The sequence below is a fragment of the Pseudomonas sp. B19125 genome (assembly GCF_044218855.1).
Lineage (GTDB): Bacteria > Pseudomonadota > Gammaproteobacteria > Pseudomonadales > Pseudomonadaceae > Aquipseudomonas > Aquipseudomonas edaphica.
This window is the reverse complement of record NZ_CP162589.1, coordinates 101,902-126,732: the sequence shown is the minus strand read 5'-3', so window position 1 is coordinate 126,732 and position 24,831 is coordinate 101,902. Positions and strand designations below refer to the sequence as shown.

Here is a 24,831-nt window from a genome sequence, read left to right as displayed (position 1 = left end):
CGGGCCTGATCTTGTCTGGAAGGCCCGTGCCATGCGTCATTTTTTGCTGGTTGTCAGCCTGTTGTTATCTCCACTGGCATTAGCCGGCACCGTGTTGGAAAACGCCCTGTGGCGTGTCGAACTCGACCCCGCCACGCTCGCGCTGCGCGTTACGCCCGCAGGCGAGACCTCGGTGCAGGCGTCCAGCGGTGTGGCTGCCCATGCTGTCAGTGATTTGCAAGCGGGTGCCGAGCAGGCTGCCTGGCAGTGGGACAACGGCGCCTATCGCCTGACGGCTCGCCTTGAGCAGCGCGACCTGTCCCTGACCCTCAGCGCCCGCGAGCCGGGTGAACTGCCGCTGCTGCGCCAACCCGCTGCGGCCATGGGCAAGGGGTTGATCTGGCCCTTGGCCGAAGGTCATTACGTACCGGCCGGTAACGCCGTGTGGAAAGCGTTTTTGCTGGAGCAGGGCGAACTCAATACTACCCAGGACCTCAGCCTGCCGTTATGGGGCATGGATCACGGCCGCTTCACGTTGAGCTGGTTGCTGACCAACCCCTACAACAACCACTTGCAATGGCAGGCCGACGGCAAGGGCCTGGCACTTTCGGTGGCTCACGAATTTACCCGTCTTGACCCCACGGCGCCGATGAACTTGCGCTTGCACCTGGGTGACGCCGACCCATTGGCCGGTGCCAAGCGCTATCGCCAATGGCTGGTAGAGCAGGGCCGCTACGAGCCGCTGGCGGACAAGCTGCAACAAACCCCCGAGGCCAAAAAACTGCTGGGCGCCAGCCATGTCTACCTGTGGGGCAACAGCCTGCTGGCCCCCGCTGATGTGCGTGATTGGCCGCTGCTGGTCAAACGCTTGCGCGGCCATGCACTCAAGGGGTTGATGGACAAAGAGGCGACTCAGGTTCTGGCGCAGGCCAAGGCTTTGAACCGTTATGAGCAAGGCGTTTTGTTGCGGGGCCTGAATGCGGCGATCAATCAGCAAGCGCGGCAGGCTTGGCAAGTCGAAGACCCGGACATGACCCGCCTCGCCGCCCGCTATGGTGAACTGCGCAGCGAGCTGGCCAAGGACTTTGCCGGGGCCTTGACCGGCACCCCCGAGACCTGGGGCAACCAGACGATTCAATCCCTGCGCGACGCCGGGCTGCCGCGCCTGTTGCTGACCCTGGGCGAAGGCTGGGAAGGTGGCCTGTGGCATCCCGAAGCAATTCGCGCCGGTGTCGCAGCCGGTTACCTGGTGGCGCCCTACGACTCCTATGAAACCGCCTTGTCCGCCAGCGAAAACCCGGACTGGACCACCGCGCACCTGGGCGCCAAGGCCTACCGTGACTGCGCGATTGTGCTCAAGGACGGCAAGCTGAAAACCGGCTTCCAGCAATCGGGCCACTACATCGACCCGCGCTGTATACGGCCTTTGCTGGAAGCGCGGGTGAAGGCGGTGCAGGCCAGGGCCGGTTTCAACGCCTGGTTCCTGGATGCCTACGCCACCGGCATGGTGTTCGACAGCTACCGTGACAGTGCGCCCATGACTCAGGAGCAGAACGCCGAAGGCAATATCGACGCCTCCCGCTGGATCAGCACGGTACTCAAGCTGCCGGCGGGTTCCGAAGATGGCAATGCCAGCACCGCCCAAGGCACTCTGTTCGCCCACGGCATGCAGACGCCGGTGATCGGCTGGGGCGATCGGCAGATGACCCAGGACAAGCAATCGCCCTATTACGTCGGCAACTGGTACCCGCCGGAGCAGCCGGCAGTGTTCTTCAAGCCTGTGCCGTTAAAAGAGCCGTTTCGCACGCTGTACTTCGACCCGACCATGCGCCTGCCGCTGTATCAGGCGGTTTTCCACGGCTCGGTGATTACCACCCACCATTGGCTGTTCGACAGCCTGAAGCTGAGCAATGTGCAGGCCGAGAACGAGCTGACCCAACTGCTCTACAACGTGCCGCCTTTGTATCACCTCACGGATGCGACGCTTAAGCAGCGGCTGCCGGTGATCCAGCGTCAGGACCGTTTCTTCAGGCCGTTGCATCAGCGTTTGGCGGCTCAGGCGATGACCGATTTCCGTTGGCTGACGGCGGACAAACAGGTGCAGCAGACTACCTTTGCGGATGGCACAAGGTTGGTGGCGAATTTTTCTGCGCAGGAGCAAGCGGGGTATGTGGGGCGCAGTGTGACGGCGTTGGTGGTGGGTGAGAAACCGGTGGTGTATCAGGTGGATCCGTAGCGCCGGTTAAATCGCTATCGCAGGCAAGCCAGCTCCCACATTTGAAGGTATTCACACATCAAAATGTGGGAGCTGGCTTGCCTGCGATAGCGTCAGATCAAACAACAAATCTCTAGGCCTTGCGCCACACACTCGCCAACCAAGGCTGCTGCTCCCGCGGCAACCCGGCCGGTCGGTAGTAGTGCTCCAACTCCACAAACCCTGCCGCCGTCAGCAAACCCCGCCACGCCTCCAGGTCGTGATAAGACCCGTACCGAGGCCCGTTCCAGCCTTCCTGATTCTCACCCCGAGGGTTGGAACTGAACAACACACCACCCGGCTTCAGCGCCCCATGCAGCTGCTTGAGCACCCGAGGCAGCTCCTGTTTGGGAATATGAAACAGCACCGCATTGGCAAATACCCCATCAAAGCGCGCGGCGGGTAAAGCCAGCTTCAGGAAGTCCTGCTGCAACACTTCACAACCACTGTCTTCACGCGCCATTTGCGCAAAGCGCTCAGAGCCATCCAGCCCGACGGCGATATGCCCCATGCGCGTAAACGTCTGCAAATCCCGCCCAGGGCCGCAGCCGAAATCCAGCACGGTGAACGGGGGCGTGCCCTGGATATGCCGCAGCAGGGCGTCGATGTTCTGGCTCACATCGTGATCGCGGGTGCCTTCACGGAAGTCTTCGGCGACTTTGTTGTAGTGGTCGAGGGTGGTGGTGGTGATCTGGTTGAGGTCGTCGGGCTTTAGGGTCATGACGGGTAATACCGGGCGCTGAGATTGCCCGACTATACCTCACCTCTCCCTTACCCCTTATTAAGCACCCGCGCCAACCGATCCCCACCCAACTGAATCACCGCCACCAACGCCACCAGCAGCACAATCACCGTCAGCATGATCTGCGTATCAAACCGCTGGTAGCCATACCGATACGCAATGTCCCCCAAGCCTCCAGCCCCAATCGCCCCGGCCATGGCCGATGAGTTGATCATCGTCACCAGGGTAATCGTAAACCCGCCGACAATCCCCGGCAGCGCCTCGGGAAGCAGCACATGCCAGATAATGTGCCAGCGCCGGCAGCCCATGGCCTGTGCGGCCTCGATCAAACCATGATCGACCTCACGCAAGCTCACCTCGGCGATCCGCGCAAAGAACGGCGTGGCGGCGATGGTCAGTGGTACAACGGCGGCCCACACGCCATAGGTGGTGCCGACGATCAGCCGGGTGAACGGGATCAGCGCCACCATCAGGATCAAAAACGGAATGGAGCGGAACAGATTGACGAACGCTCCCAGCACGCGGTTCAGCGCCGGTGCCTGGTAGATGCCGCCCTTGTCGCTGGTGACCAGGAACACCGCCAGTGGAATACCTGCCAGCAACGCGATCAGTGATGACACGCCAACCATCAACAAGGTGTCGATGGCGCCCTGCAATAAACGATCAAACCACATAGCCCAGCACCTCTACCTGTTGCGCCCAATTCCCCGCGCGGCTGCGCAACTCTTCGGCGTTGTGGGGCGAGCCATTTACCGCCAACAGCAATTGCCCCAGGGCATGCCCCTGAATCCGTTCCACACCGCCTTGCAATAAGCGCACGCGCCCTCCGAGGGCAGCGAACAGCGCGGCCAGGTCGGGTTCGTCCGCGGCGCTGCCGGTGAACTGCAACCGCAACACCACCGCCGCCGTCGACGAAGGTTCAGTCTGCAAGCGACTTTGCAGGTCTTCCGGCAACCCGTGTTGCAACGGCGCCAGCAGGGTTTGGCTGACCTCGTGCTGCGGGTTGCCGAACACTTGCCACACCGGGCCTTGCTCGACGATGCGCCCGTGTTCCAATACCACCACGCGGTCGCAGATATCGCGAATCACCGCCATCTCGTGGGTGATCAACACGATGGTCAGGCCCAGGCGCTGGTTGATCTCGCGCAACAGGCCGAGGATCGATTGGGTAGTTTCCGGGTCGAGGGCCGAAGTGGCTTCGTCGCACAGCAAAATCTGCGGGTCATGCACCAGCGAGCGGGCGATGCCCACGCGCTGCTTCTGCCCGCCGGAGAGTTGCGCCGGATAGGCTTTGTGCTTGTCTTTGAGGCCGACCAACTCCAGCAACTCGCGCACTTTTTGCTCACGCTGCAGCTTGGGTACACCGGCGACTTTCAGCGGCAGTTCGACGTTCTGCCACACGGTCTTGGCCGACATCAGGTTGAAGTGCTGGAAGATCATGCCGATGCGCCGCCGCAGCGCCACCAGGCGGTCTTCGTCGAACTCACCGATGTCCACCTGATCAATCAATACGCGCCCGCTGCTGGGTTGCTCCAGGCGGTTGATGGTGCGGATCAGTGACGACTTGCCGGCGCCGCTGCGGCCGATGATGCCGAACACTTCACCGTGCTGGATCGCCAGATCAATGCCTTGCAGGGCATGCACGGCGCCGTCATAGGTTTTGCCCAGGTTGATAAAACGCACATGGGCGCGGTTCAGGTCCGGGTGCAGCTCTGTCTGTTCGGCGGCCCGGGGCGGCGTGCCCAGGTCGCGCAGTTGGGCGTTGGCGGCGGTCATTTTTTATCTTCCCAGCCGACCTGGTAGAGCTTGCCGAGGGATTTATCCAGCGCCGCACGTACCACTGGTGAGTGCTGGTAAATGTCGACGAACTTGATCACGCGCGGGTCGGTTTTGCTCTTGGGCTGGATCACAAACTGAATCACGTATTCCGGGTGGTCGAGGCCGTCGAACAGCAGCGCCGACTCGGCATCGAAGGTCTTGGACAGGCGGATATACGCCGGGTAGCCCTGCACCAGATCGGCGTCGTCATAGGCGCGCACCAGTTGCACGGCCTCGACTTGCAGGATCTTGAGCTTTTTCGGGTTGGCGATGATGTCTTCTTCGGTGGCCTTGTAGCCCACGCCCGGCTTGAGGCTGATCAGCCCGGCCTTGGCCAGCAATTGCAGGCCGCGACCGCTGTTGATCGGGTCGTTGGCAATCGCCACGCTGGCGCCTTGGGGCAGGTCGTTGATGGTTGTGTACTTCTTGGAATACAGCCCGACGTTGTTGATGATGCCGGGCGCGTAGGGCACCAGGTCAAAACCGGCGGCAGCCTTGGCGTTTTCCAGGAACGGAATGTGCTGGAAGTAGTTCACGTCGATATCGCCGGCGGCCAGGCTGACGTTGGGCGCGATCCAGTCGGTGAACTCCACCAGCTCGACTTTCAGGCCTTGCTTGTCGGCTTCGGCCACGGCGGCTTCGAGGGGAATCGCGAAGGCGGCGGTGGTACCGATTTTCAGCGGTGCGTCAGCGGCAAATACGGCCGAGCTGAACAAGCCGAAGGCCAGGGCCAGTGCTTTGACTGGGTGGGAGAGCCGTGTCTTTTTCATAATCGATTTCCAGTCATAAGGTAATGGATAAGAACAATGCGGTTCTAAATGTGGGAGCTGGCTTGCCTGCGATGGCGGTGGGTCAGCAAAAAAAATGTGGCTGACAGACCGCTATCGCAGCGGTGCGACGGTTCGACAAGCCAGCTCCCACAGTTTTGGTTCAGTGTCGATAAGTGGAACCGGTGTGTTGCTCGGGTAGGCGAGCGCCAGCGTGAAAGACCTTTTCGCGCAGTGTTCCCTGCTCATAGGCCGTCTTGTACGACCCACGCTTCTGCAACTCCGGCACCACCAGGTCGATAAAGTCGACATAGCTTTCCGGCGTCACAATCCGCGTCAAATTGAAGCCGTCCAGGCCGGTCTCGCTGATCCAGGATTCCAGCTCATCAGCCACTTGCTCGGGCGAGCCAACCAAAGTGATGTAGCGCCCACCCAAGGCGTGCTGTTCGAGCAATTTGCGCCGGGTCCAGTCGTTGTTCTGCAGGTTCTTGGTGGCCGACTGAATCGCGTTGCTCTTCACGTACTGGATCGGTTCGTCGATCTCGTATTGAGAAAAATCAATCGCCGTGGACGCCGAAAAATGCGCCACGCCAGCCTCCGGGCTGGCGTAGCTCAAGTACTCGGCGTGCTTGGCCCAGGCCAGTGCTTCGGTGGCGCCAACAATCACGTTAAGCCCCATGAACACCTTGATGTCATCCGGGTTGCGCCCAGCCTCGACGGCACTGGCGCGCACCTTGTCCACTTGGGCTTTGGTCGCAGCCTTGTTCTGGCCGCTGATGAACACGCACTCGGCATGTTGCCCGGCGAACAGCAGGCCACGGTCCGAACTGCCGGCCTGGAACAATACCGGCGTGCGCTGCGGCGACGGTTCGCACAGGTGATAACCCTCAACCTGATAGAACTCGCCGTGATGCTCGACCTTGTGCACCTTGCCCGGCTGCGCGTAGACCCGCTGCTTGGGGTTGTTGAGCACCGCGTCGTCTTCCCAGCTGCCTTCCCAGAGTTTGTACAGCACCTGCAGGTACTCATCGGCCTGGTCATAGCGGCGGTCATGCTCAACCTGCTCGGTCAGGCCCATGGCCTTGGCGGCGCTGTCGAGGTAGCCGGTGACGATGTTCCAGCCAACCCGGCCACGGCTCAGGTGATCGAGCGTGGACATGCGTCGGGCGAACAGGTACGGCGGCTCGTAGGTGAGGTTGGCGGTGAGGCCGAAACCGAGGTTTTTGGTCACGGCGGCCATGGCCGAGACCAACAGCAGCGGGTCATTGACCGGCAGTTGGATCGACTCTTTGAGCGGCACGTCGATAGCGTTCTGGTAGACGTCGTACACGCCGACGATATCCGCGATGAACAAACCGTCGAACAGCCCGCGTTCCAGGGTTTGCGCCAGGTCGGTCCAGTATTCGACCGTTTTGTAGTGCGTCGAGGTGTCCCGTGGGTGGGTCCACAGGCCGTGGTTGATATGCCCGATGCAGTTCATGTTGAAGGCATTGAGCAGGATTTTTTTCTTGGCCATTCAGATGGTCCCCCGCAGGGGTGGGTTTTCATCGTTGAGGTAGTAATTGCCCACCGCGTGGTATTTCCAGCGCACCGGGTCGTGCAGGGTGTGCACGCGGGCGTTGCGCCAGTGGCGGTCGAGGCCATGTTCGGCCAGGGTCGCCTGGCTGCCGGCCAACTCGAACAAGGTGCTGCCGGCAGCCAGGGAGATTTCTGTACTCAAGGCGCGCGCTTCAGCGACAGCAATAGAGGTTGCTGCGACGGTCTGGGCATTGCTATCGGCCTGGGCGCGGTCGAGGTATTCGCCCGCGCGCTCCAGCAAGGCCTCGGCCGCGTGCAGGCGGATACTCAAGTGGCCGAAGCTCTTGAGTGTCAGCGGGTCTTCGCTGGCCTTGTCGTTGCCGGCGTCGATCCATGGGCGGGTTTTGGTGCGCACAAAGTGCAGCACATCCTCAAAGGCGGCACGGGCGATGCCGGTGTCGATGGCGGCGTGAAGGATCTGCGCCAGCGGGCCGACGGTGGTCGGGCGCTCGAAGGCGCTCTGAAACGGGATCACGTCCTGGGCGACCACCCAGACGTTGTCGAACACCACCGAACCGCTGCCAGTGGTGCGCTGGCCGAAACCACTCCAGTCGTCGATCACGCTCAAGCCCTCGCTGTCGCGGGGCACAAACGCCAGTTGCTGCACGCCGTGTTCATCCACCACCGAAGTGGGGATGCGCTGGGCGTAGATCGCGCCGGTGGAGTAAAACTTGCGCCCGGTGATGCGAAAACCGTCGCCATCGCGGGTGATGGCGGTGACGCGGTCATGGGCGGTCTTGGTGCCGAGTTCCGCCAAGGCGTTGCCGAAACGTTGCCCGGCGAGTACTTCGGCGTACAGGCGTTTTTGCTGGGCCGGGCTGCCGTTTACGCGCAGCACTTCCAGCGCATAAAAGTGGTTTTGCGGGATCTGGCCCAGCGAGGCGTCGGCCTGGGCGATCAGGGCGATGACCTTGGCCAGGGTGACGTTGGAAACGCCAGCGCCGCCGTACTCCTTAGGCACGCTGATGCCCCACAGGCCGGAGCGCGAAAACACGTCCAGTTCAGGCAAGGGCAGGCGGCGTTCGCGGTCGCGCTGGGCGCTGTCACGGCGGAAGTCTTCGGCCAGGTCGCTGGCGACAACAAGGGCGTGTTCGTCGCTGGTGATGACCGCGACGTTAGGGGAAAAAGTCATGGGTTTCTCCAGATGTCTGGTCGGTCAGATCCAGGAATGTCGAGCAGGCAAAGTGCCGTTTAGTCGATATGCGCCTATGGCGTGATACTTCCAGCGCACCGGGTCGTGCAGGGTGTGCACGCGGGCGTTGCGCCAGTGGCGGTCGAGGTTGAATTCGGCGAGGGTGGCGCGGCTGCCGGCCAGTTCGAAGAGCTTTTCGCTGACCAACAACGACACTTCGGTGGTCAGCACCTTGGCCTCGGCCACGGCAATCGAGGCGCGGGCGGCCGAGTGCGCGGTGATCGGCGCGGCGCTGACCTCGTCCAGCAGCTTGCCGGCCTTGCGCAGCAGGGCTTCGGCGGCGTGCAGTTCGATTTTCAGTTTGCCGATATCGGCGATCACGTACAGGTCATCGCTGGCGCGTTCGACCTTGGCGTCGATCCACGGGCGCGAACGTTCGCGCACGAAGGCGATGGTGTCATCCAGCGCCCCACGGGCGATGCCGGCATCGATGGCGGCCTGGATCAGTTGCGAAACGGCGCCCTGGATGTTCGGGCTTTCGCCAAGGCGCCAGTTGTCGACGACCAACTCTGCGTCCACTGGCACCTGGTCGAGCAATACCGTGCCGCTGGCGGTGGTGCGTTGGCCAAAGCCCGACCAATCGTCAACGATGCGTAGCCCCGGCGTGCCACGGCGCACAAACGCCATGACTTGCTTGCCGTCATCGTTGAGTGCTTTTACTGCGACCCAATGGGCGAACAAGGCGCCGGTGGAGTAGAACTTCTGGCCGCTGATCACATAGCCGTCATCCTTGGCCGTGAGGCGCGCCTTGAGTTCCAGGGTGTTTTTGGTGCCGCGCTCGGGGCCGCCATTGCCGATGCGCCAACCGTCGAGCACGCTCTGGAACAGCTGCTTTTTCTGGCGCTCGGTGGCGGTGCTGTGCAGCAGGTGCAGAATGCCGAAATGGTTCTGCGGGATTTGCCCGAGGGCCGGGTCCGCTGCGCTGATGATCGCGAACACTTCGGCCAGGGTCACGAATGACACTTGGGGGCCGCCGTATTCACGGGGAATGGAAATACTGCCCAGCCCGCTGCGGGTGAACTGCTCAAGCTGCGCCCAAGGCAGTTTGCGCTGCTGGTCGCGTTTGGCTGCTTGCAGGCGCGCGGCCTGAGCCAGCTCATGGGCCGCGCTCAACGCCTGGGCGTCGTTGCGCAGCACCGTGGCCGGCAACAGCAGTGGGGCTACGTCCAGATCACTCTGGGGGGGTGTTAGAGCCAAGTTAGACATCAGCGCCGCTCCTTGGCTGCACGTAATGCCCTGGCGTTATGCACCGGGGTAATTCTGACCATACCGACCTCGCATTCAATGAAATAAAAACAGAAAAATCAGAGAAGTCCGGTGGTCCGGTGCATATACCCTAAGCGTGTTAAATTTATAAATAAACTAACTTATAGGAATATGCATAGAAGGGCTGTTACCCAGGTTCGCAGGGTGACCCGGGCTGGCGCGGTTGATAGGTCGTCGCGGCCCTGGCGGAGCGGGCTGGCGGCTGTGGCGCGCAGGTGGCGATGTTCAAGGTGCGTACCGGTGCCCAGCGCGAATTATTGCCGACCCGATCGAGAATGCAGTACGTCACGTCCAGGCGGCTGTCGTCGCCCGCTTCGATAATCATTGTGGACGGCACCCACACCTGCACCGGCAGGCCGACGCCTTTGGCCTGGATTCTTGGCAGGTCCAGGCGCACGTCGCCCCAGCGCAAGGTGATTGAATCGCCCGTGGCCATGTTCAGGTAGGGCTGGATGGTCAGCGGAATGCCGCGCCGCACCTGGCTGCCGTTGACACCGTAGCGGCTGATAGTTTCGGGCAGGCACACCGGGGCGAGGTTCTGGTTTTCATCGTCCAGCAGTGCAGAAGGGTGGCCACCGGGATAGCAGGTCTTCACAGGCACCTGAGTGAGGTCTGAACGTGCCGGGCCGTGGCCGACTTGCATGACCTGGTAGTGAACCCGTGCGGTGCCATCCTGAATAAAACTTTCGGGTACACGCAGGCGGGTCAGCGTGCCGACCTTGCACGCGGTAATCCGACGTGAGTCGGCAAAGCAGTTGTTCCAGAACAGTTCGATCAGGTCGCCCTCGTCCATGCCAGGGTAAGGCGCGATATCCACCTGCAATTGGGTGGCGGCGAGGGCATTGATGCCGTGTCGATTCGCCTGGGGCAGGGTCGGGGCGGTGAGCGTGGCCTGGGGTGCGGTGCGCGTCATAAGTAATCTCCTTGATGCAGCCAGCAGCAATCGTTCCGGCGCCCGTGGCGCGATTGCGCGCAGGGTGCCGAAAGGAACGATTCAGTGAGTAGCCGGGATAGGATCCAATCCTCTGAGCGCTAGATAAGAGGGTTGGCCAGCGGGCGTCAATGGCGGCAAAAGGCTAAACGGCGAGTTGGAGCAGATTCAGAAAAGGCTGACGCGGCTGGGGATTTTAAGGCGGGTTTGGCGGGGCGTTTTACCCATAGTTGCGAGGGTTTTGCGTAGGACTGTGGCGAGGGAGCTTGCTCCCGCTGGAGTGCGAAGCGCTCCCAGGATTTTGGGGCCGCTGCGCAGCCCAGCGGGAGCAAGCTCCCTCGCCACGCTGCAAGCCAGTCAGTGGGCCAAAAACTTGCTCAAAAACTGCTTGGTCCGTTCTTCCTTGGGGTTGGCGAACAGTGCCTTGGCTTCGCCTTGCTCCACGATCACGCCTTTGTCGAAGAAGATCACCCGGTTGGCAACATCGCGGGCGAAGCTCATTTCGTGGGTGACGATGACCATGGTGCGGTTTTCTTCGGCCAGGCTGCGGATGGTCGCCAGCACTTCGCCGACCAGCTCCGGGTCGAGCGCCGAGGTGGGTTCGTCAAACAGAATCACCTCCGGTTCCATGGCCAAGGCACGGGCAATCGCCACGCGCTGTTGCTGGCCGCCGGACAAACGCCGTGGGTAGGCGTCTTCCTTGCCGGCCAGGCCGACCCTGGCCAAGAGCTTGCGACCGAGCGCGGTCGCCGCCTCGCGCGGCATCTTCTTGACCACGATCGGGCCTTCGATGACGTTTTCCAGCGCGGTGCGGTGCGGGAACAGGTTGAAATTCTGGAACACAAAACCCACATGCTGGCGCAAGCGCCGCACCAGGCCTTGCTGCTGGCTGAGCGGTTTGCTGCTGTCGATCTCGATATCACCGACCTTGATGCGACCGCTGGTGGGTTCTTCGAGGAAGTTCAGGCAGCGCAGCAATGTGGTCTTGCCGGAACCGCTGGGGCCAATGATGGCGACCACTTCGCCTTCCTTGACCTCCAGGTCGATGCCGTTGAGTACTACCTGACCTTTGAATTGTTTGGTCAGTTTTTCAACCACGATCATGCTCAGGACTCCAGGTCATGCCGGTTGACCCGGTCTTCCAGGCGATTTTGAAAGTGCGCCAGGATGCTTGCCAGGATCCAGTAGATCAGGGCGGCGGACAGGTACATGGTGAAGATTTCGAAAGTACGCGCCGACACCAGCTGTGCCTGGCGGAACAACTCCGGCACCTGGATTGTGGCGGCCAGTGCCGTGTCCTTGACCAGCGAAATAAAGCTGTTGCCCAGCGGCGGCAAGGCCGTGCGCATGGCCTGCGGCAGAATGGCCCGGCGCAGGGTCTGCGCGCGTGTCATGCCGATGCTGGCGGCAGCTTCCCATTGGCCGCGCTCGATGGAGCTGATCGCGGCGCGCAGGATTTCACAGGCGTAAGCGGCCATGTTCAGCGAAAAGCCGATCATGGCCGCCGGGATCGGATCCAGCTCGATGCCCACTTGCGGCAAGCCGTAGTAGATCAAGAACAGCTGCACCAGCAAGGGCGTGCCGCGAAAGAACGACACGTAGACTCGGGCGGTCCAGCTTAGAAGCTTGAAGCGCGACAAACGCATCAAGGCCAGGCCGAAGCCCAGCAGCAAGCCGAAAAACATCCCGCCGAGGCTAAGAATCACCGTGTAGTATGCGCCCTTGAGCAGAAAGGGCGCGGAGTCCAGCGCGAGTTGGAAACCTGCTTCCATTATTCAGTGACGTCAGCGTTGAAGTACTTCTCGGACAGCTTCTTCAAGGTGCCATCGGCGCGCAGCTTGTCGAGGGCCTTGTTCACTGCGTCGAGCAGTTCTGGCTCACCTTTGCGCAGGGCAATACCGGCTTCCTGACGGGAGAAGGCATCACCGGCAGCGGCGGTGTCCGGGGCTTTCTTAGCGTATTCCAGAGCGGCCAGGCGGTCGATCAGGATGGCGTCGATACGGCCAATGCGCAGGTCCTGGAACTTGGTTGGGTCATCGTTGTAAGTCTTGATGATGGCTTTGGGTTGGTTGTCCTTGAGCCATTGCTCATAGTTGGTGCCCAGGCCCACACCGACTTTCTTGCCGGCCAGGTCGTCGGCGGTCTTGATGCTGTCGACGTTTTTCTTCAGCACCAGCGCCTGGATACCGGACACGGTGTAAGGCTTGGAGAAGTCATACTTCTTCTTGCGCTCCTCGGAGATGGTCACTTGGTTGACCACTGCATCCAAGCGCTTGGATTCCAGGGCGGCGAGGATGCCGTCCCATGGCGTGGCCTGCAGCTTGACCTTGACACCCAGCTCTTTGGCCAGCGCTTCGGACAGCTCGACTTCAAAGCCGCTGAGCTTGCCGCTTTCATCGACAAAGCTGAACGGCGGGTAGGTGCCTTCCAGGCCGATCTTGATCTCGCCCGCCTTCTTGATGGTGCTCAGCTGCTCGCCGGCGATGGCTTGGCCCATCAGACCAGCCCCGAGTGCCAAGCCCAAAGTGCCAACCAGCAACGTGCGACGCAATACAGAAATAGTCATGAACAGCCCCTGTGTTTTTTATGTTGAGCGAAGCAGGTGACGCAGTAGTCGTATCCTGCCTTAAAGCGCGGTGCGCGTCTTCGCCTTCGGCGCGACTATAAAGCGAGTTTTTAAGACTTGAAAATAATATAAAATTAATTTGATATTTCTTTTTTGAATATGGGGTTGATCTAATGTGGGAGCTGGCTTGCCTGCGATAACGGTGTATCAGCCAACACATTTGTAGCTGACGAACCGCTATCGCAGGCAAGCCAGCTCCCACATTTTGATCGGTGTTTATTCAGTTAAGCACCGAGTCATACGCAAACAACGCCGGTGCCCCGCCGGTGTGCAGGAAAATGATCGGGCCGTCCTCAAACCGCTGACGCCCGATGCCATCGAGCAAACCGGCCATGGCCTTGCCGGTGTAGACCGGGTCCAGCAGCAAGCCTTCCTGGCTGGCTAATAGCTTGACCGCCGCCAGGGTGCCGGCGTTCGGTTCGCCGTAGCGCGGGCCGAAATATTCGTCCCACAGGATCACTTTGAAGGCTTCGGGAATGTCCACGCCCAGCAACTCGGCGGTGCGTTCGGCCAGACCCTGTACTTTCGGGAACTGGGCTTCTTCGGTGCGCGACACGGTAATGCCCACCACCGGCAGGTTCGGCAGCACTTCACTCAACGCCAGCGCGAGGCCGCTATGGGTGCCCGCGCTGCCCGAGGCCAGCACCACGGCGGCGAACTCAATGCCGCTGTCTTCGATCTGCCCGGCCAGCTCCAGCCCGGCGCGCACGTAACCCAAGGCACCCAAGGCATTGGAGCCGCCGATGGGGACGAGGTAGGGCTTCTTGCCGTTGCTGCGCAGGCGGTCGGCAAGGGCGTTGAGTTGGTCGTCGACGTTATCGAGGTTCTCGACCAATTCGACTTTGGCGTCGAACAACTCCAGCAGCAGGCGGTTGCCGTTGCCGAGGTAGTTGGGGTCTTCGGTGCCGGTGGGGTTTTCCAGCAGCGCCACGCAGCCCAGGCCAAGCTTGGCGGCCAGCGCGGCGGTCTGGCGCACATGGTTGGATTGGATGGCGCCGGCGGTCACCAGGGTGTCGGCGCCCTGGGCGATGGCATCGGCGGCCAGGTATTCAAGCTTGCGCAGCTTGTTGCCGCCCATGGCCAGCGGCGTGGTGTCGTCGCGCTTGACGTAAATGTCCCTGCCCAGCCAGGCCGACAGCCGCTCGAGTTTTTCCAGGGCGGTGGCGCCGCCCAGCAGTTCCAGGCGGTTAAAACGGTCGAGCTGTTGTTTGATCATGGCGACATACAGTGGCTAAGTGATGGGGCGACTATAGGCAGGCACTTTTCAACCGGCAACCGCCAATCGCTTATTCCGGATAGTTCTTAGCATCACACCATTGGTTCTTAAGGGTGGCCAGGGTGCATACCGTAAAGTGATGGCCATTTCGTCAGGAGTGAATACCGTGAGTGAGCGTTCCAGTCATTGGCAATTACAGACCATCGTCAGCGAGCTGCGCAGCGCCCGGGACCAGTGGCGAACGCGCAATGGCCGCCTGAGTGGCGAACACGGTGGCCGCGAGTTGCCGTCCCGCGAGGCGGTGGCGCAGATTCTTGAAGCGCTGTGCGGCGCGCTGTTCCCGATGCGCCTGGGCCCGGTGGACCTGCGTGAAGAAAGTGAAGATTTTTACGTCGGCCATACCCTCGACGTCGCCCTGAATGCCTTGCTCGCCCAGGCCCGCCTGGAGCTGCGCTACGCCGCGCGCCAGGGCGCAAGGGATGACAGCGAGGTCGATGCCCTGGCCATCCGCCTGATCCAGGATTTCGCGCTGGCCTTGCCCTCGCTGCGCAGCCTGTTGGACACCGATGTGCTCGCCGCCTACCACGGCGACCCGGCTGCGCGCAGTGTGGATGAAGTGCTGCTGTGCTATCCGGGGATTCTGGCGGTGATTCACCATCGCCTGGCGCACCATCTGTACCGCGCCGGGCTGCCGTTGCTGGCGCGGATCAGTGCAGAGATTGCTCACTCGGCCACCGGCATCGATATTCACCCTGGTGCGCAGATCGGTCCGAGTTTCTTTATCGACCACGGGACAGGTGTGGTGATCGGCGAGACCGCGATCATCGGCGAGCGCGTGCGCATCTACCAGGCCGTGACGTTGGGCGCCAAGCGCTTCCCGGCGGATGAGGACGGGCAGTTGCAGAAAGGCCATCCACGCCACCCGATCGTTGAGGACGATGTGGTGATTTACGCCGGGGCGACGATCCTGGGGCGCATCACCATCGGCAAGGGCTCGACCATCGGCGGCAATGTGTGGCTGACCCGCAGCGTGCCGGCGGGGGCGAACATCACGCAGGCGAATTTGCAGCATGACGACGGTGCGCAGAAATAGTATTTGAGCCAAACACCGATCAACTGTGGGAGCTGGCTTGTCGGGTCGCCGCATCGCTGCGACCCGACAAGCCAGCTCCCACAGGGTTAACCGCATTTCAAATTAGACCGGTAATCGCTGAACGATTTACCTCTCGCGCCCGTCATACCAATCCTTGAGCTAGTGTAGGAATTGTCTACCACTCAGCCCTGCGATTAGTCCAAAACCGCCTACCTATGTTTAACTTGAATGCTCGTTCAAGTTAAACCCGGTGGTTCGCTGCCCGCTCACAACAGGAGGCTTACCTTTGCTGAGTCCGTTATTTACAGCCACATCACACACCTTCGGGGTGCATCGTTCATGAGTGCATCGTCCACCCCATCCAGCGGCCTGGTGCGCATGAATGCGCCGGTTTTCTACTTTGCCGCAACCTTCATTCTGCTGTTTGGCATCACTGTCATCGCTATTCCGCAACAGGCCGGTGCCTGGCTGCTGGCAGCGCAAAACTGGGCGGCCAACACGGTCGGCTGGTACTACATGCTCGCGATGACGCTGTATCTGGTCTTCGTGGTGGTCACCGCGCTATCGGGCTACGGCAAGATAAAACTCGGTGCCGACCACGACGAGCCCGAATTCAGTTACCTGTCCTGGGCCGGCATGCTGTTCGCCGCGGGGATCAGCATCACGCTGTTTTTCTTCTGCGTCTCCGAGCCATTGACGCACCTGGTGCAGCCGCCTCAGGGCGCGCCGATGAATGCCGATGCGGCTCGCCAGGCCATGCAGATCCTGTTTCTGCACTGGGGTCTGCATGGCTGGGGCGTGTTTGCCTTTGTCGGCATGGCCCTGGCGTACTTCGCCTACCGGCATAACCTGCCGCTGGCGCTGCGTTCGGCGCTGTACCCATTGATCGGCAAGCGCATCAACGGCCCCATCGGTTATGCGGTGGACGGCTTCGGCATCATCGCCACGGTGTTCGGCCTGGGCGCCGATATGGGTTTTGGCGTGTTGCACCTCAACTCCGGTCTCGACTACCTGTTTGGCATCGCGCATACGCAGTGGATCCAGGTCGGCCTGATCACCTTGATGATGGGCGCCGCGATCCTGGTTGCCGTCGCCGGCGTCGACAAGGGCGTGCGAGTGATGTCCGACATCAACATGCTGCTGGCCTGTGCGCTGCTGCTGTTTGTGTTGTTCGCAGGCCCCACCCAGCACTTGCTCAACACCTTGATCCAGAACATCGGTGACTACCTCGGCGCCTTGCCGACCAAGAGCTTCGATGTGTACGCCTACGACAAACCCAGCGACTGGCTGGGCGGTTGGACGGTGTTCTACTGGGCCTGGTGGATCGCATGGTCGCCGTTCGTGGGCCTGTTCATCGCGCGTATTTCCCGTGGTCGGACCATCCGCGAGTTCGTCTTCGGCGTACTGCTGATTCCGCTGGGCTTCACCCTGGCGTGGATGTCGATCTTCGGCAACAGCGCCATCGACCAGGTGCTCAACCACGGCATGACCGCGTTGGGCCAGTCGGCCATCGATGACCCTTCGATGAGCCTCTACTTGCTGCTGGAAACCTACCCGTGGAGCAAGACGGTGATCGCCGTCACGGTGTTTATCAGCTTCGTGTTCTTCGTCACTTCGGCGGATTCCGGCACTGTAGTGCTGTCGACGCTTTCGTCCAAAGGCGGCAACGCCGATGAAGACGGGCCGAAATGGCTGCGGGTGTTCTGGGGCGCAATGACGGCGCTGGTCACCAGTGCGTTGCTGTTTGCCGGCAGTATCGACTCGCTCAAGTCGGCGGTGGTGCTGACTTCGTTGCCGTTCTCGCTGATTTTGCTGCTGATGATGTGGGGGCTGCACAAGGCCTTCTACCTCGAATCGCAGAAACAGATTGCCCAGTTGCATTCGCTGGCACCGGTGTCGGCGGCGCGCAAAGGCCGAGGCGGTTGGCGCCAGCGTTTGAGCCAGGCTGTGCACTTCCCGTCACGTGATGAGGTGTACCGTTTCCTCGAATCGACGGTGCGCCCGGCGATCGAAGAAGTGACGGCGGTGTTTGTCGAGAAAGGCCTGAATGTGGTGACTCAGCCGGACCCGTCCAACGACAGCGTCAGCCTGGAAATCGGGCATGGCGAGGAGCATCCATTCGTTTACCAGGTGCAGATGCGCGGTTACTTCACGCCGTCGTTTGCCCGGGGTGGCATGGGTTCCAAAGAGATCAACAACCGCCGCTATTACCGCGCGGAAGTGCACTTGAGTGAGGGCAGCCAGGACTACGATCTGGTCGGCTACACCAAGGAGCAGATCATCAACGACATCCTCGACCAGTACGAGCGCCACCTGCAGTTCCTGCACCTGGTGCGCTGACCCACCGATCGTTCCCACGCTCCGCGTGGGAACGATCAAATGCCCGCAAACCCGTGTAATTAAAGGCTTTCTTAAACTTAATTTCATTCGTGAACTAAGCGTTTTGACTCCGAACTGTCATCTGGCCACTGCGTAATTGTGTGAAGCGTTTGACGCTTTCATTTCAGAACAGTGACGGAGACCGGTAACAATGAAGACGTTAATAAGCCCCATGGTAGGTGCCGCCATGGCGAGCTTTATGCTGTCCGCCCATGCCGATTTTATCGACGACAGCCACGCCGACGTGACCCTGCTCAACCGCTATCTCAACCAGCAAGGTCGTGATGTGGTGGGCAGCAACGCCAAGGCGCATAGCGTGCGGGATTGGGGCCAGGGTTTCGAGTTCAACTTCAAGTCCGGCTACACCGAAGGCCCGGTAGGTTTTGGCCTGGACTTGCAGGCGTTTTACGGCTTGAAACTCGACTCCGGCGGCGACCTCAACGACAAGGATCACCAGGGCCGTTACCCAGGCAGCATGTTCCCGTTGGACAACGGCAAATCCGCCGACCAGTTCGGTGTACTCAGCCCGACCTTCAAGATGCGTTTCGCCAAAGATGAACTGCGGGTTGGCACGCTGTATGGCAACAACCCGGTACTGGCCAACACCGACGGCCGCCTGTACCAGCAGACCAACACCGGCGTGCAACTGGTCTCCAAGGACCTCAGCGACTTCACCTTCACCGGCGGCGATATCTTCAAGACCAAGATCCGCAACGAAACCGGCGACCAAGGCATGATCACCGCCGGCGGCACCCGAGAAAGCGATCGCTTCCTGTTCGGCGGTGCGGATTACACCGGCATCCAGAACACCACCGTGAGCCTGTGGTACTCCAACCTTGAGGATTACTACCAGCAGTTCTTCCTCGGCGCCAAGCGTCATGACGCGTTGTCCGTGGGCGCCATCGACACCGACGTGCGTGTGTTCCGCAGCCTTGGTGTAGGCGCCAACGCCGACGGCGATAAAGACTTTACCGGCGCCGGTCTGTATGGCGACGGCACCAGCAAGGGCCGCATCAACCAAACCACCGCCAGCTTGCTGGAGAGCTACAGCCTGGATGGTCACACCGTCGGCTTGGGCATCCAGAAAAACAGCGGTGACAGCGACTTCCCGTACCTCGATTCCGGCCTCAACAGCGGCGACAACCGCCAAGGGCCGGGCTCAGGCGCAGACACCCCGGCGCTCACCAACATGCAGTTGAATAAATTTCAACACGCCGGTGAGCGCACTTGGCTTGCGCAGTACAAGTATGACTTCGGTAAGCTGGGCCTTACCGGCCTGACGTTCTCGGCGGCCTATGCCCACGGTGATGACATCCGCACCGTACAAGGCACCACCAGCGAGTGGGAACGCAACATTGCCGTGGCTTACCAAGTACCGACCGGCACCCTCAAGGGCCTGGGCGTGACCTGGAAAAATGCCCACGCCAGCCCGGATATTACCGGTGCCACCGTTCAAGATGAAAATCGCTTTTATGTCAGCTACGTCGTTCCACTCTGGTAGGAAATTGCTGTAGAACGGAACGGCAGGCTTAAGCGATTCAGCTGGTTAAAAGGCCTGGGAATAACCTTATTCCCGGGCCTTATTTGCCTACGTCCAAGAGAGGATTCGATGACTTACATTGCTGCCGAAAACCGCTATGAATCTATCCCGTACCGCCGCGTAGGTCGCAGTGGGTTGGTGCTGCCGGCACTGTCCCTGGGGCTGTGGCACAACTTTGGCGACAGCACCCCGATTGACACCCAGCGCGCCCTGCTGCGCACTGCGTTTGACCTGGGGATCAACCACTTCGACCTGGCCAACAACTACGGCCCACCGTATGGCAGCGCCGAGATCAACTTCGGCCGTTTGCTGCGTGAAGACTTCAAGCACTACCGCGACGAGCTGATCATTTCCAGCAAAGCCGGCTGGGACATGTGGCCCGGCCCTTACGGCCAGGGTGGCGGGTCGCGCAAATACGTACTGGCGAGCCTGGACCAGAGCCTGCAACGCTTGGGCGTCGACTACGTGGATATTTTCTACTCTCACCGTTTTGACGCCGACACCCCGTTGGAAGAAACCGCCAGCGCCCTTGCCACTGCCGTGCAACAGGGTAAGGCGTTGTACATCGGTATCTCGTCTTATTCCGGGGTGAAAACCCGCGAAATGGCGGCGCTGCTCAAAGAGTGGAAAGTGCCGTTGCTGATCCACCAGCCGGCCTACAACCTGCTCAACCGCTGGATTGAAAAAGACCTGCTGGATACCACCGACGAACTTGGCGCAGGGGTGATTGCTTTCACACCACTGGCCCAGGGTTTGCTCACCGACAAGTACCTCAACGGCGTGCCAGCCGATGCGCGGGTCAACCGCCCAGGTGGCGGCTCGTTGCAGGCCAAGCACTTGTCTGAAGCGAACATTGCCCATGTGCGCGGGTTGAATGAAATCGCCAAGCGCCGTGGCCAGAGCCTCGCGCAACTGGCCCTGGCCTGGACCCTGCGTGACCCACGGGTGACCAGTGCCTTGATTGGTGCGAGCCGGCCGGAGCAGATCATTGAAAACGTTGGCGCGTTGAAGAACCTGAGCTTCAGCGCGGAAGAACTGGCGGAGATTGATCGGTTTGCGCAGGAAGGCGGGATTAACCTGTGGGAAAAACCGTCCACTGCTGAATAAGCCGGTACAACCCGCTCCCACATTTTGATCTTCAGTATGGCAAATTCACTCGGCAGTACGCGGTCAATGTGGGAGCCGGGCTTGCCCGCGAAGGCGGTGTGTCAGTCGATGAATGCATGGGCTGGTACGCCGCTATCGCAGGCAAGCCAGCTCCCACATTTTGATCTTCAGTGTGGCAAATTCACTCGGTTGTACTCGGCCAATGTGGGAGCCGGGCTTGCCCGCGATGGCTGTGTGCCAGTCGATGAAGTAGTGGCTGGTCCACCGCTATCGCAGGCAAGCCAGCTCCCACATTTTGATCTTCAGTGTGGCAAATTCACTCGGCAGTACGCGGTCAATGTGGGAGCCGGGCTTGCCCGCGATGGCGGTGCATCAGTCGATGAAGTAGTGGCTGGTCCACCGCTATCGCAGGCAAGCCAGCTCCCACATTTTGATCTTCAGTGTGGCAAATTCATTCGGCAGTACGCGGTCAATGTGGGAGCCGGGCTTGCCCGCGAAGGCGGTGTGTCAGTCGATTAAGTTGTGGCTGGTCCACCGCTATCGCAGGCAAGCCAGCTCCCATATTTTGATCTTCAGTGTGGCAAATTCATTCGTCAGTACGCGGTCAATGTGGGAGCCGGGCTTGCCCGCGAAGGCGGTGTGTCAGTCGATTAAGTTGTGGCTGGTCCACCGCTATCGCAGGCAAGCCAGCTCCCACATTTTGATCTTCATTGATTCAGAGGTTGTGCCTGGTTTAGAAGGGGACGTCGCCCAGGATTGTGGCGCGATGCATCACGCGCCGTTGCGGACGGTAGTCATCCACGGCGTAGTGCTGGGTCACGCGGTTGTCCCAGAACGCCACGTCGTTCTCCTGCCAGCGCCAGCGAATGGTGAATTCCGGCCGTGTTGCGTGGGCAAACAGCAGCTTGAGTATGGCCTCGCTTTCCGTCGGCTCCAGCTCGTTGATTTTGGTGGTGAAGCCGTCACTGACAAACAGCGACTTACGCCCGCTGACCGGATGCGTGCGCACCACCGGGTGTGACAGGGGGGGATTCTTCTTGCGGGTCTCTTCCCAGCGCGCCAGGTCTTCGGCGGTGTTGCCAAAGCGCTCCAGCGGGAAGGATTTGGTGAAATCATGAGTCGCCGTGAGGCCGTCGAGCAGGCGCTTGAAGGGTTCCGACAGGGCTTCATACGCCGCAATGCCACTGGCCCACAACGTGTCGCCACCAAAGGCCGGCAGCAGTTTGGCGCTGAGCACCGCGCCGAGCGCCGGCGTCGGCAGGAAGGTCACGTCGGTGTGCCATACGGCGTTGTCGCGCACGTCAGTCACGGCAGTGTCGAGGATCAGCACTTCGGGCTGCTCCGGCACGTTGGGGTAGATCGGGTGAATATGCAGGTCGCCAAAATTTGCCGCAAACCGCGCCTGTTGCTGCGGCGTGACGGCTTGGCCACGGAAGAACAGCACCGAGTGGCTGAGCAGCGCCTGCTCAATGGCGTCACGTTCTTGGAGGCTCAACGGTTGGGTGATATCGACGCCACTGATCAGGGCGCCCAGGGCGGTGCTTATTGGCGTAACGGTCAGGCTGCTCATGCGGTTCTCACTCAATGTGCCTGGCCATGCCAAGGCACTAATTTGCGCTGCAGGGCACGCAGGCCCATTTCCATGGCGAAGGCAATCAGGGCGATCACCAGAATCCCCAGCACCACCACGTCGGTGACCAGGAACTGCGCCGCCGACTGCACCATAAAGCCCAGGCCGCTGGTGGCGGCGATCAGCTCGGCGGCAACCAGGGTCGACCAACCCACACCCAGGCCGATGCGCACGCCGGTAAGGATGTCGGGCAGCGCGCTCGGCAGGATCACATGGCGAATCAACTGGGCGCGGGTGGCGCCCAACGACTGCGCGGCACGCAGTTTGGCCGGGTCGACCGTGCGCACGCCGGTCGCGGTGGCGATGGCGATAGGCGCAAAGATCGCCAGGTAAATCAGCAATACCTTGGACAGCTCACCGATGCCGCACCAGATCACGATCAGCGGCAGGTAAGCCAGGGGCGGAATCGGCCGATAGAACTCGATCAGCGGGTCGAGGATGCCACGGGCAATGCGGTTGGCACCGATGGCAATCCCCACCGGCACGGCGGTCAGTACCGCAAAGCCCAGGCCCAGGCCGATGCGCGTGAGGCTCGCGCCCAGGTGCTGCCACAAGGTGGAATCCATATAGCCGGTGGTCGCCAGCAGCCAGCCTTTTTGCAGCACGGCGGAAGGTGGCGGCAGGAACAACGGTTCGATCAAGCCAGTGGCGGTGACGGCCCACCAGATTACCAGCAAGGCGACAAGGGTGAGTACGCTGATCCAGCGTGTGCTCAGGCTACGACGTACTGGAATAACCTTGTGCGCTACCGGCTTGGCGGCCGTGGCGGGAAGTTCGTAGCTGCTCATGCAGGCACCTGCCGTTGCGAGAACACTTTGCCCAGCACGTGTTCACGGGTTTCGATAAAGCGCGGGTCGGACTTGATCGCCCGCGCCGATTCACCGGCGGCGTAGCGTTGACCGAAGTCCAGGTGCAGGCGCTCGACGATCTGGCCTGGGTTGGGCGCCAGCAGGATCAGGTCGGTGGCGAGAAATACCGCTTCTTCGATGTCATGGGTAATCAGGAACACCGGCTTGGCCGTGCGCCGCCAGACTTGCAGGAGCAACTCCTGCATCTGTTCGCGGGTGAAGGCATCGAGGGCGCCGAAAGGCTCGTCCATCAGCAGCACGCGAGGGTCAGCCGCCAGCGCGCGGGCCAGGCCGACGCGTTGCTTCTGGCCACCGGAAAGCTGCCAGATACGGCGGCTGTCGAAACCGGCCAAATCGACGAGTGCGAGCATTTCCCGGGCGCGCACTTCGCGTTGTGCCTTGGGCACACCGGCCAGTTCCAGGCCGAAGCCGACGTTGGCCAGCACGTCCTGCCAGGGCAGCAGAGCGTCGTCCTGGAATACCACGCCGCGTTCGGCGCTCGGGCCTTTGACCGGTACGCCATCGAGGGTGATACGCCCGGCAGAAGGTTCGACGAAGCCGGCAATCAGGTTCAACAGCGAAGTCTTGCCACTGCCGGACGGGCCGAGGGCCACCAGCAATTGCTGAGGCCCAAGGTCGAGTGAAATATCGGACAGTACCGGTTCTGTGGCGCCTGGGTACTGTGCGCTGATGCGCTCCAGTTGTAGCAAGGCCATCGCGATGAGCTCCTTGAATCAGTTAGTGATGAACTTGGCGCTGACGTAAGGGGCGTAGTCCGGCAGCACGGCGTCGACTTTGCCTTGTTCCTTGAGGAACGCGGCGGTGTCGGTTACAGCCTTGGTAGTCGGTGCGCCCAGCAGGGTTACTTGGTCAGCGGCCAGCGGATAGACGTTGCCTTGCAGCAGCAGTGGGATATCACTGGCCTTGGCGCCGGAGAGCTTCACCAGCTTGTCGACGTTGCCTTTGTCGGCCAGCCAGGCCTGTGGGTCTTTGCGGTAGGCGGCGTAGGCGTCCAGGGTGACTTTGGCGAAGGACGTGACGATTTCCGGGTGTTTTTCGGCGAAGTCTTTGCGCACGATCCAGGCATCGAAGGTGGGCGCGCCGAACTTGGCCAGTTCGCCGGAGGTGATCAGCACTTTGCCGTTTTCCTTGGCAACGCCCAGGGCCGGGTCCCACACGTAAGTCGCGTCGATATCACCGCGCTTCCACGCCGCAATGATTGCCGGTGGTGCGAGGTTGAGGATGGTCACTTTGGAAGGGTCGATGTTCCAGTGTTTCAGCGCTGCCAACAGGCTGTAGTGGCCGGTAGACACGAAAGGCACGGCAATCTTTTTGCCGACCAGGTCCTGTGGGCTGTTGATCCCCGAACCATTGCGCGCTACCAGCGCTTCGGCGGCGCCGATCTGGGTGGCGACCAGGAAGGTTTCAACGGGTACTTTGCGCGTTACCGCAGCGGTCAGCGGGCTGGAACCGAGGTAGCCAATCTGGACGTCGCCGGAAGCAATGGCGGCGATGATGTCGGCGCCATTGTCGAATTTGCGCCAGTCGATCCTGGCGTTGGTTGCTTTTTCATACGCACCGTCGGCCTGGGCGACTTTCGCCGGGTCTACGGTGGTCTGGTAAGCAATGGTCACATCTGCCGCCTGGGCAAACAGGCTGGCACCGGCCAGGGACAATGCGGCCAAGAGGCGCAATGGGGTAAGCAGTTTCAAGGGGAAGCTCCTCAATCAGGCGGCCGAGGGTCGGCGTGTGAGGAGACTAAATGATCTAAGAACTCGAAAATAAATAACATTTTCGAATTAGCTTATGAGGAGAAGAGTGAGCGCAATCTTCAACCCAATGAAGGCAAATGTGGGAGCTGGCTT

21 protein-coding genes are annotated in these 24,831 nt (G+C 61.0%); 5 read left to right on the top strand and 16 right to left on the bottom strand.

What is annotated here, in order from left to right:
- Nucleotides 1-31 precede the first annotated feature (31 nt).
- Complete coding sequence (locus AB4P96_RS00585) at nucleotides 32-2,215, top strand: glycoside hydrolase (RefSeq protein WP_395600413.1); 2,184 nt, start codon at nucleotides 32-34, stop codon at nucleotides 2,213-2,215.
- 112 nt (nucleotides 2,216-2,327) lie between these two features.
- On the opposite strand, the gene AB4P96_RS00580 is transcribed toward AB4P96_RS00585, so the two are convergent.
- From AB4P96_RS00580 to AB4P96_RS00525, 12 genes are all read right to left on the bottom strand, one after another.
- Nucleotides 2,328-2,954, bottom strand: a complete 627-nt coding sequence (locus AB4P96_RS00580; RefSeq protein ID WP_395600412.1) for a class I SAM-dependent methyltransferase — start codon at nucleotides 2,952-2,954, stop codon at nucleotides 2,328-2,330.
- Nucleotides 2,955-3,004: 50 nt separating this feature from the next.
- Complete coding sequence (locus tag AB4P96_RS00575) at nucleotides 3,005-3,649, bottom strand: methionine ABC transporter permease (protein ID WP_395600411.1); 645 nt, start codon at nucleotides 3,647-3,649, stop codon at nucleotides 3,005-3,007.
- Nucleotides 3,639-4,751, bottom strand: coding sequence for a methionine ABC transporter ATP-binding protein (locus AB4P96_RS00570; RefSeq protein ID WP_099549530.1), 1,113 nt, complete (start codon nucleotides 4,749-4,751; stop codon nucleotides 3,639-3,641). The genes AB4P96_RS00575 and AB4P96_RS00570 overlap by 11 nt, the downstream gene beginning before the upstream one ends.
- Complete coding sequence (locus tag AB4P96_RS00565) at nucleotides 4,748-5,563, bottom strand: MetQ/NlpA family ABC transporter substrate-binding protein (RefSeq protein WP_138452217.1); 816 nt, start codon at nucleotides 5,561-5,563, stop codon at nucleotides 4,748-4,750. Before AB4P96_RS00565 ends, AB4P96_RS00570 begins: the two co-directional genes overlap by 4 nt.
- A gap of 160 nt (nucleotides 5,564-5,723) precedes the next feature.
- Entirely contained in the window at nucleotides 5,724-7,076 is a 1,353-nt protein-coding gene (locus AB4P96_RS00560) for an LLM class flavin-dependent oxidoreductase (RefSeq protein ID WP_395600410.1), read from the bottom strand.
- Entirely contained in the window at nucleotides 7,077-8,270 is a 1,194-nt protein-coding gene (locus AB4P96_RS00555) for an SfnB family sulfur acquisition oxidoreductase (RefSeq protein ID WP_395600409.1), read from the bottom strand.
- 24 nt (nucleotides 8,271-8,294) lie between these two features.
- Nucleotides 8,295-9,536 (bottom strand): SfnB family sulfur acquisition oxidoreductase, encoded by a 1,242-nt coding sequence (locus AB4P96_RS00550; RefSeq protein WP_395600408.1) that lies wholly within the window; start codon nucleotides 9,534-9,536, stop codon nucleotides 8,295-8,297.
- Nucleotides 9,537-9,723: 187 nt separating this feature from the next.
- A complete protein-coding gene (locus AB4P96_RS00545; RefSeq protein WP_395600407.1) occupies nucleotides 9,724-10,509 on the bottom strand; it encodes a hypothetical protein in 786 nt (261 codons plus the stop codon).
- 375 nt (nucleotides 10,510-10,884) lie between these two features.
- Nucleotides 10,885-11,631, bottom strand: a complete 747-nt coding sequence (tcyN, locus tag AB4P96_RS00540; RefSeq protein ID WP_170039521.1) for an L-cystine ABC transporter ATP-binding protein TcyN — start codon at nucleotides 11,629-11,631, stop codon at nucleotides 10,885-10,887.
- Nucleotides 11,632-11,633: 2 nt separating this feature from the next.
- A complete protein-coding gene (gene tcyL, locus AB4P96_RS00535; RefSeq protein ID WP_017135731.1) occupies nucleotides 11,634-12,299 on the bottom strand; it encodes a cystine ABC transporter permease in 666 nt (221 codons plus the stop codon).
- Nucleotides 12,299-13,093, bottom strand: coding sequence for a cystine ABC transporter substrate-binding protein (gene tcyJ / locus AB4P96_RS00530; RefSeq protein WP_186617888.1), 795 nt, complete (start codon nucleotides 13,091-13,093; stop codon nucleotides 12,299-12,301). Before tcyJ ends, tcyL begins: the two co-directional genes overlap by 1 nt.
- Before the next feature lie 280 nt (nucleotides 13,094-13,373).
- A complete protein-coding gene (locus AB4P96_RS00525; RefSeq protein ID WP_186617889.1) occupies nucleotides 13,374-14,369 on the bottom strand; it encodes a D-cysteine desulfhydrase in 996 nt (331 codons plus the stop codon).
- Between the two features lie 166 nt (nucleotides 14,370-14,535).
- Between AB4P96_RS00525 and epsC the strand changes: the two genes are divergently transcribed.
- From epsC to mgrA, 4 genes are all read left to right on the top strand, one after another.
- Nucleotides 14,536-15,462: a serine O-acetyltransferase EpsC gene (gene epsC / locus AB4P96_RS00520; protein WP_138449702.1), complete on the top strand. Its 927-nt coding sequence runs from the start codon at nucleotides 14,536-14,538 to the stop codon at nucleotides 15,460-15,462.
- Nucleotides 15,463-15,840: 378 nt separating this feature from the next.
- The gene (betT, locus tag AB4P96_RS00515; protein ID WP_169986756.1) at nucleotides 15,841-17,802 is read left to right on the top strand and encodes a choline transporter BetT; all 1,962 of its coding nucleotides are present in this window, start codon (nucleotides 15,841-15,843) and stop codon (nucleotides 17,800-17,802) included.
- 211 nt (nucleotides 17,803-18,013) lie between these two features.
- Nucleotides 18,014-19,342, top strand: coding sequence for an OprD family outer membrane porin (locus AB4P96_RS00510; protein ID WP_017135726.1), 1,329 nt, complete (start codon nucleotides 18,014-18,016; stop codon nucleotides 19,340-19,342).
- A gap of 108 nt (nucleotides 19,343-19,450) precedes the next feature.
- Nucleotides 19,451-20,488, top strand: a complete 1,038-nt coding sequence (gene mgrA, locus AB4P96_RS00505) for an L-glyceraldehyde 3-phosphate reductase (RefSeq protein WP_017135725.1) — start codon at nucleotides 19,451-19,453, stop codon at nucleotides 20,486-20,488.
- A 733-nt stretch (nucleotides 20,489-21,221) separates the two neighbouring features.
- Here the strand turns inward: mgrA and tauD are convergent.
- The 4 genes from tauD to tauA are packed head-to-tail and all read right to left on the bottom strand — an operon-like array spanning nucleotide 21,222 to nucleotide 24,678.
- Nucleotides 21,222-22,058: a taurine dioxygenase gene (gene tauD, locus AB4P96_RS00500; RefSeq protein WP_017135359.1), complete on the bottom strand. Its 837-nt coding sequence runs from the start codon at nucleotides 22,056-22,058 to the stop codon at nucleotides 21,222-21,224.
- Nucleotides 22,059-22,069: 11 nt separating this feature from the next.
- The gene (gene tauC / locus AB4P96_RS00495; RefSeq protein WP_138449709.1) at nucleotides 22,070-22,906 is read right to left on the bottom strand and encodes a taurine ABC transporter permease TauC; all 837 of its coding nucleotides are present in this window, start codon (nucleotides 22,904-22,906) and stop codon (nucleotides 22,070-22,072) included.
- Nucleotides 22,903-23,682 (bottom strand): taurine ABC transporter ATP-binding subunit, encoded by a 780-nt coding sequence (gene tauB, locus AB4P96_RS00490; RefSeq protein WP_017135361.1) that lies wholly within the window; start codon nucleotides 23,680-23,682, stop codon nucleotides 22,903-22,905. The genes tauC and tauB overlap by 4 nt, the downstream gene beginning before the upstream one ends.
- Nucleotides 23,683-23,700: 18 nt before the next feature.
- Nucleotides 23,701-24,678, bottom strand: a complete 978-nt coding sequence (tauA, locus tag AB4P96_RS00485) for a taurine ABC transporter substrate-binding protein (RefSeq protein WP_395600406.1) — start codon at nucleotides 24,676-24,678, stop codon at nucleotides 23,701-23,703.
- Between the last annotated feature and the right edge of the window lie 153 nt (nucleotides 24,679-24,831).

Excerpts from the sequence above, each read along its gene's own strand:
- tcyL (WP_017135731.1), bottom strand. The coding sequence starts at position 12,299 with ATGGAAGCAGGTTTCCAACTCGCGCTGGACTCCGCGCCCTTTCTGCTC.
- AB4P96_RS00565 (WP_138452217.1), bottom strand. The coding sequence starts at position 5,563 with ATGAAAAAGACACGGCTCTCCCACCCAGTCAAAGCACTGGCCCTGGCC.
- betT (WP_169986756.1), top strand. The coding sequence starts at position 15,841 with ATGAATGCGCCGGTTTTCTACTTTGCCGCAACCTTCATTCTGCTGTTT.
- tauD (WP_017135359.1), bottom strand. The coding sequence starts at position 22,058 with ATGAGCAGCCTGACCGTTACGCCAATAAGCACCGCCCTGGGCGCCCTG.
- tcyJ (WP_186617888.1), bottom strand. The coding sequence starts at position 13,093 with ATGACTATTTCTGTATTGCGTCGCACGTTGCTGGTTGGCACTTTGGGC.
- AB4P96_RS00575 (WP_395600411.1), bottom strand. The coding sequence starts at position 3,649 with ATGTGGTTTGATCGTTTATTGCAGGGCGCCATCGACACCTTGTTGATG.
- AB4P96_RS00580 (WP_395600412.1), bottom strand. The coding sequence starts at position 2,954 with ATGACCCTAAAGCCCGACGACCTCAACCAGATCACCACCACCACCCTC.
- AB4P96_RS00555 (WP_395600409.1), bottom strand. The coding sequence starts at position 8,270 with ATGACTTTTTCCCCTAACGTCGCGGTCATCACCAGCGACGAACACGCC.
- AB4P96_RS00550 (WP_395600408.1), bottom strand. The coding sequence starts at position 9,536 with ATGTCTAACTTGGCTCTAACACCCCCCCAGAGTGATCTGGACGTAGCC.
- AB4P96_RS00545 (WP_395600407.1), bottom strand. The coding sequence starts at position 10,509 with ATGACGCGCACCGCACCCCAGGCCACGCTCACCGCCCCGACCCTGCCC.
- AB4P96_RS00570 (WP_099549530.1), bottom strand. The coding sequence starts at position 4,751 with ATGACCGCCGCCAACGCCCAACTGCGCGACCTGGGCACGCCGCCCCGG.
- mgrA (WP_017135725.1), top strand. The coding sequence starts at position 19,451 with ATGACTTACATTGCTGCCGAAAACCGCTATGAATCTATCCCGTACCGC.
- AB4P96_RS00525 (WP_186617889.1), bottom strand. The coding sequence starts at position 14,369 with ATGATCAAACAACAGCTCGACCGTTTTAACCGCCTGGAACTGCTGGGC.
- tauC (WP_138449709.1), bottom strand. The coding sequence starts at position 22,906 with ATGAGCAGCTACGAACTTCCCGCCACGGCCGCCAAGCCGGTAGCGCAC.
- AB4P96_RS00585 (WP_395600413.1), top strand. The coding sequence starts at position 32 with ATGCGTCATTTTTTGCTGGTTGTCAGCCTGTTGTTATCTCCACTGGCA.
- tcyN (WP_170039521.1), bottom strand. The coding sequence starts at position 11,631 with ATGATCGTGGTTGAAAAACTGACCAAACAATTCAAAGGTCAGGTAGTA.
- tauB (WP_017135361.1), bottom strand. The coding sequence starts at position 23,682 with ATGGCCTTGCTACAACTGGAGCGCATCAGCGCACAGTACCCAGGCGCC.
- AB4P96_RS00560 (WP_395600410.1), bottom strand. The coding sequence starts at position 7,076 with ATGGCCAAGAAAAAAATCCTGCTCAATGCCTTCAACATGAACTGCATC.
- AB4P96_RS00510 (WP_017135726.1), top strand. The coding sequence starts at position 18,014 with ATGGTAGGTGCCGCCATGGCGAGCTTTATGCTGTCCGCCCATGCCGAT.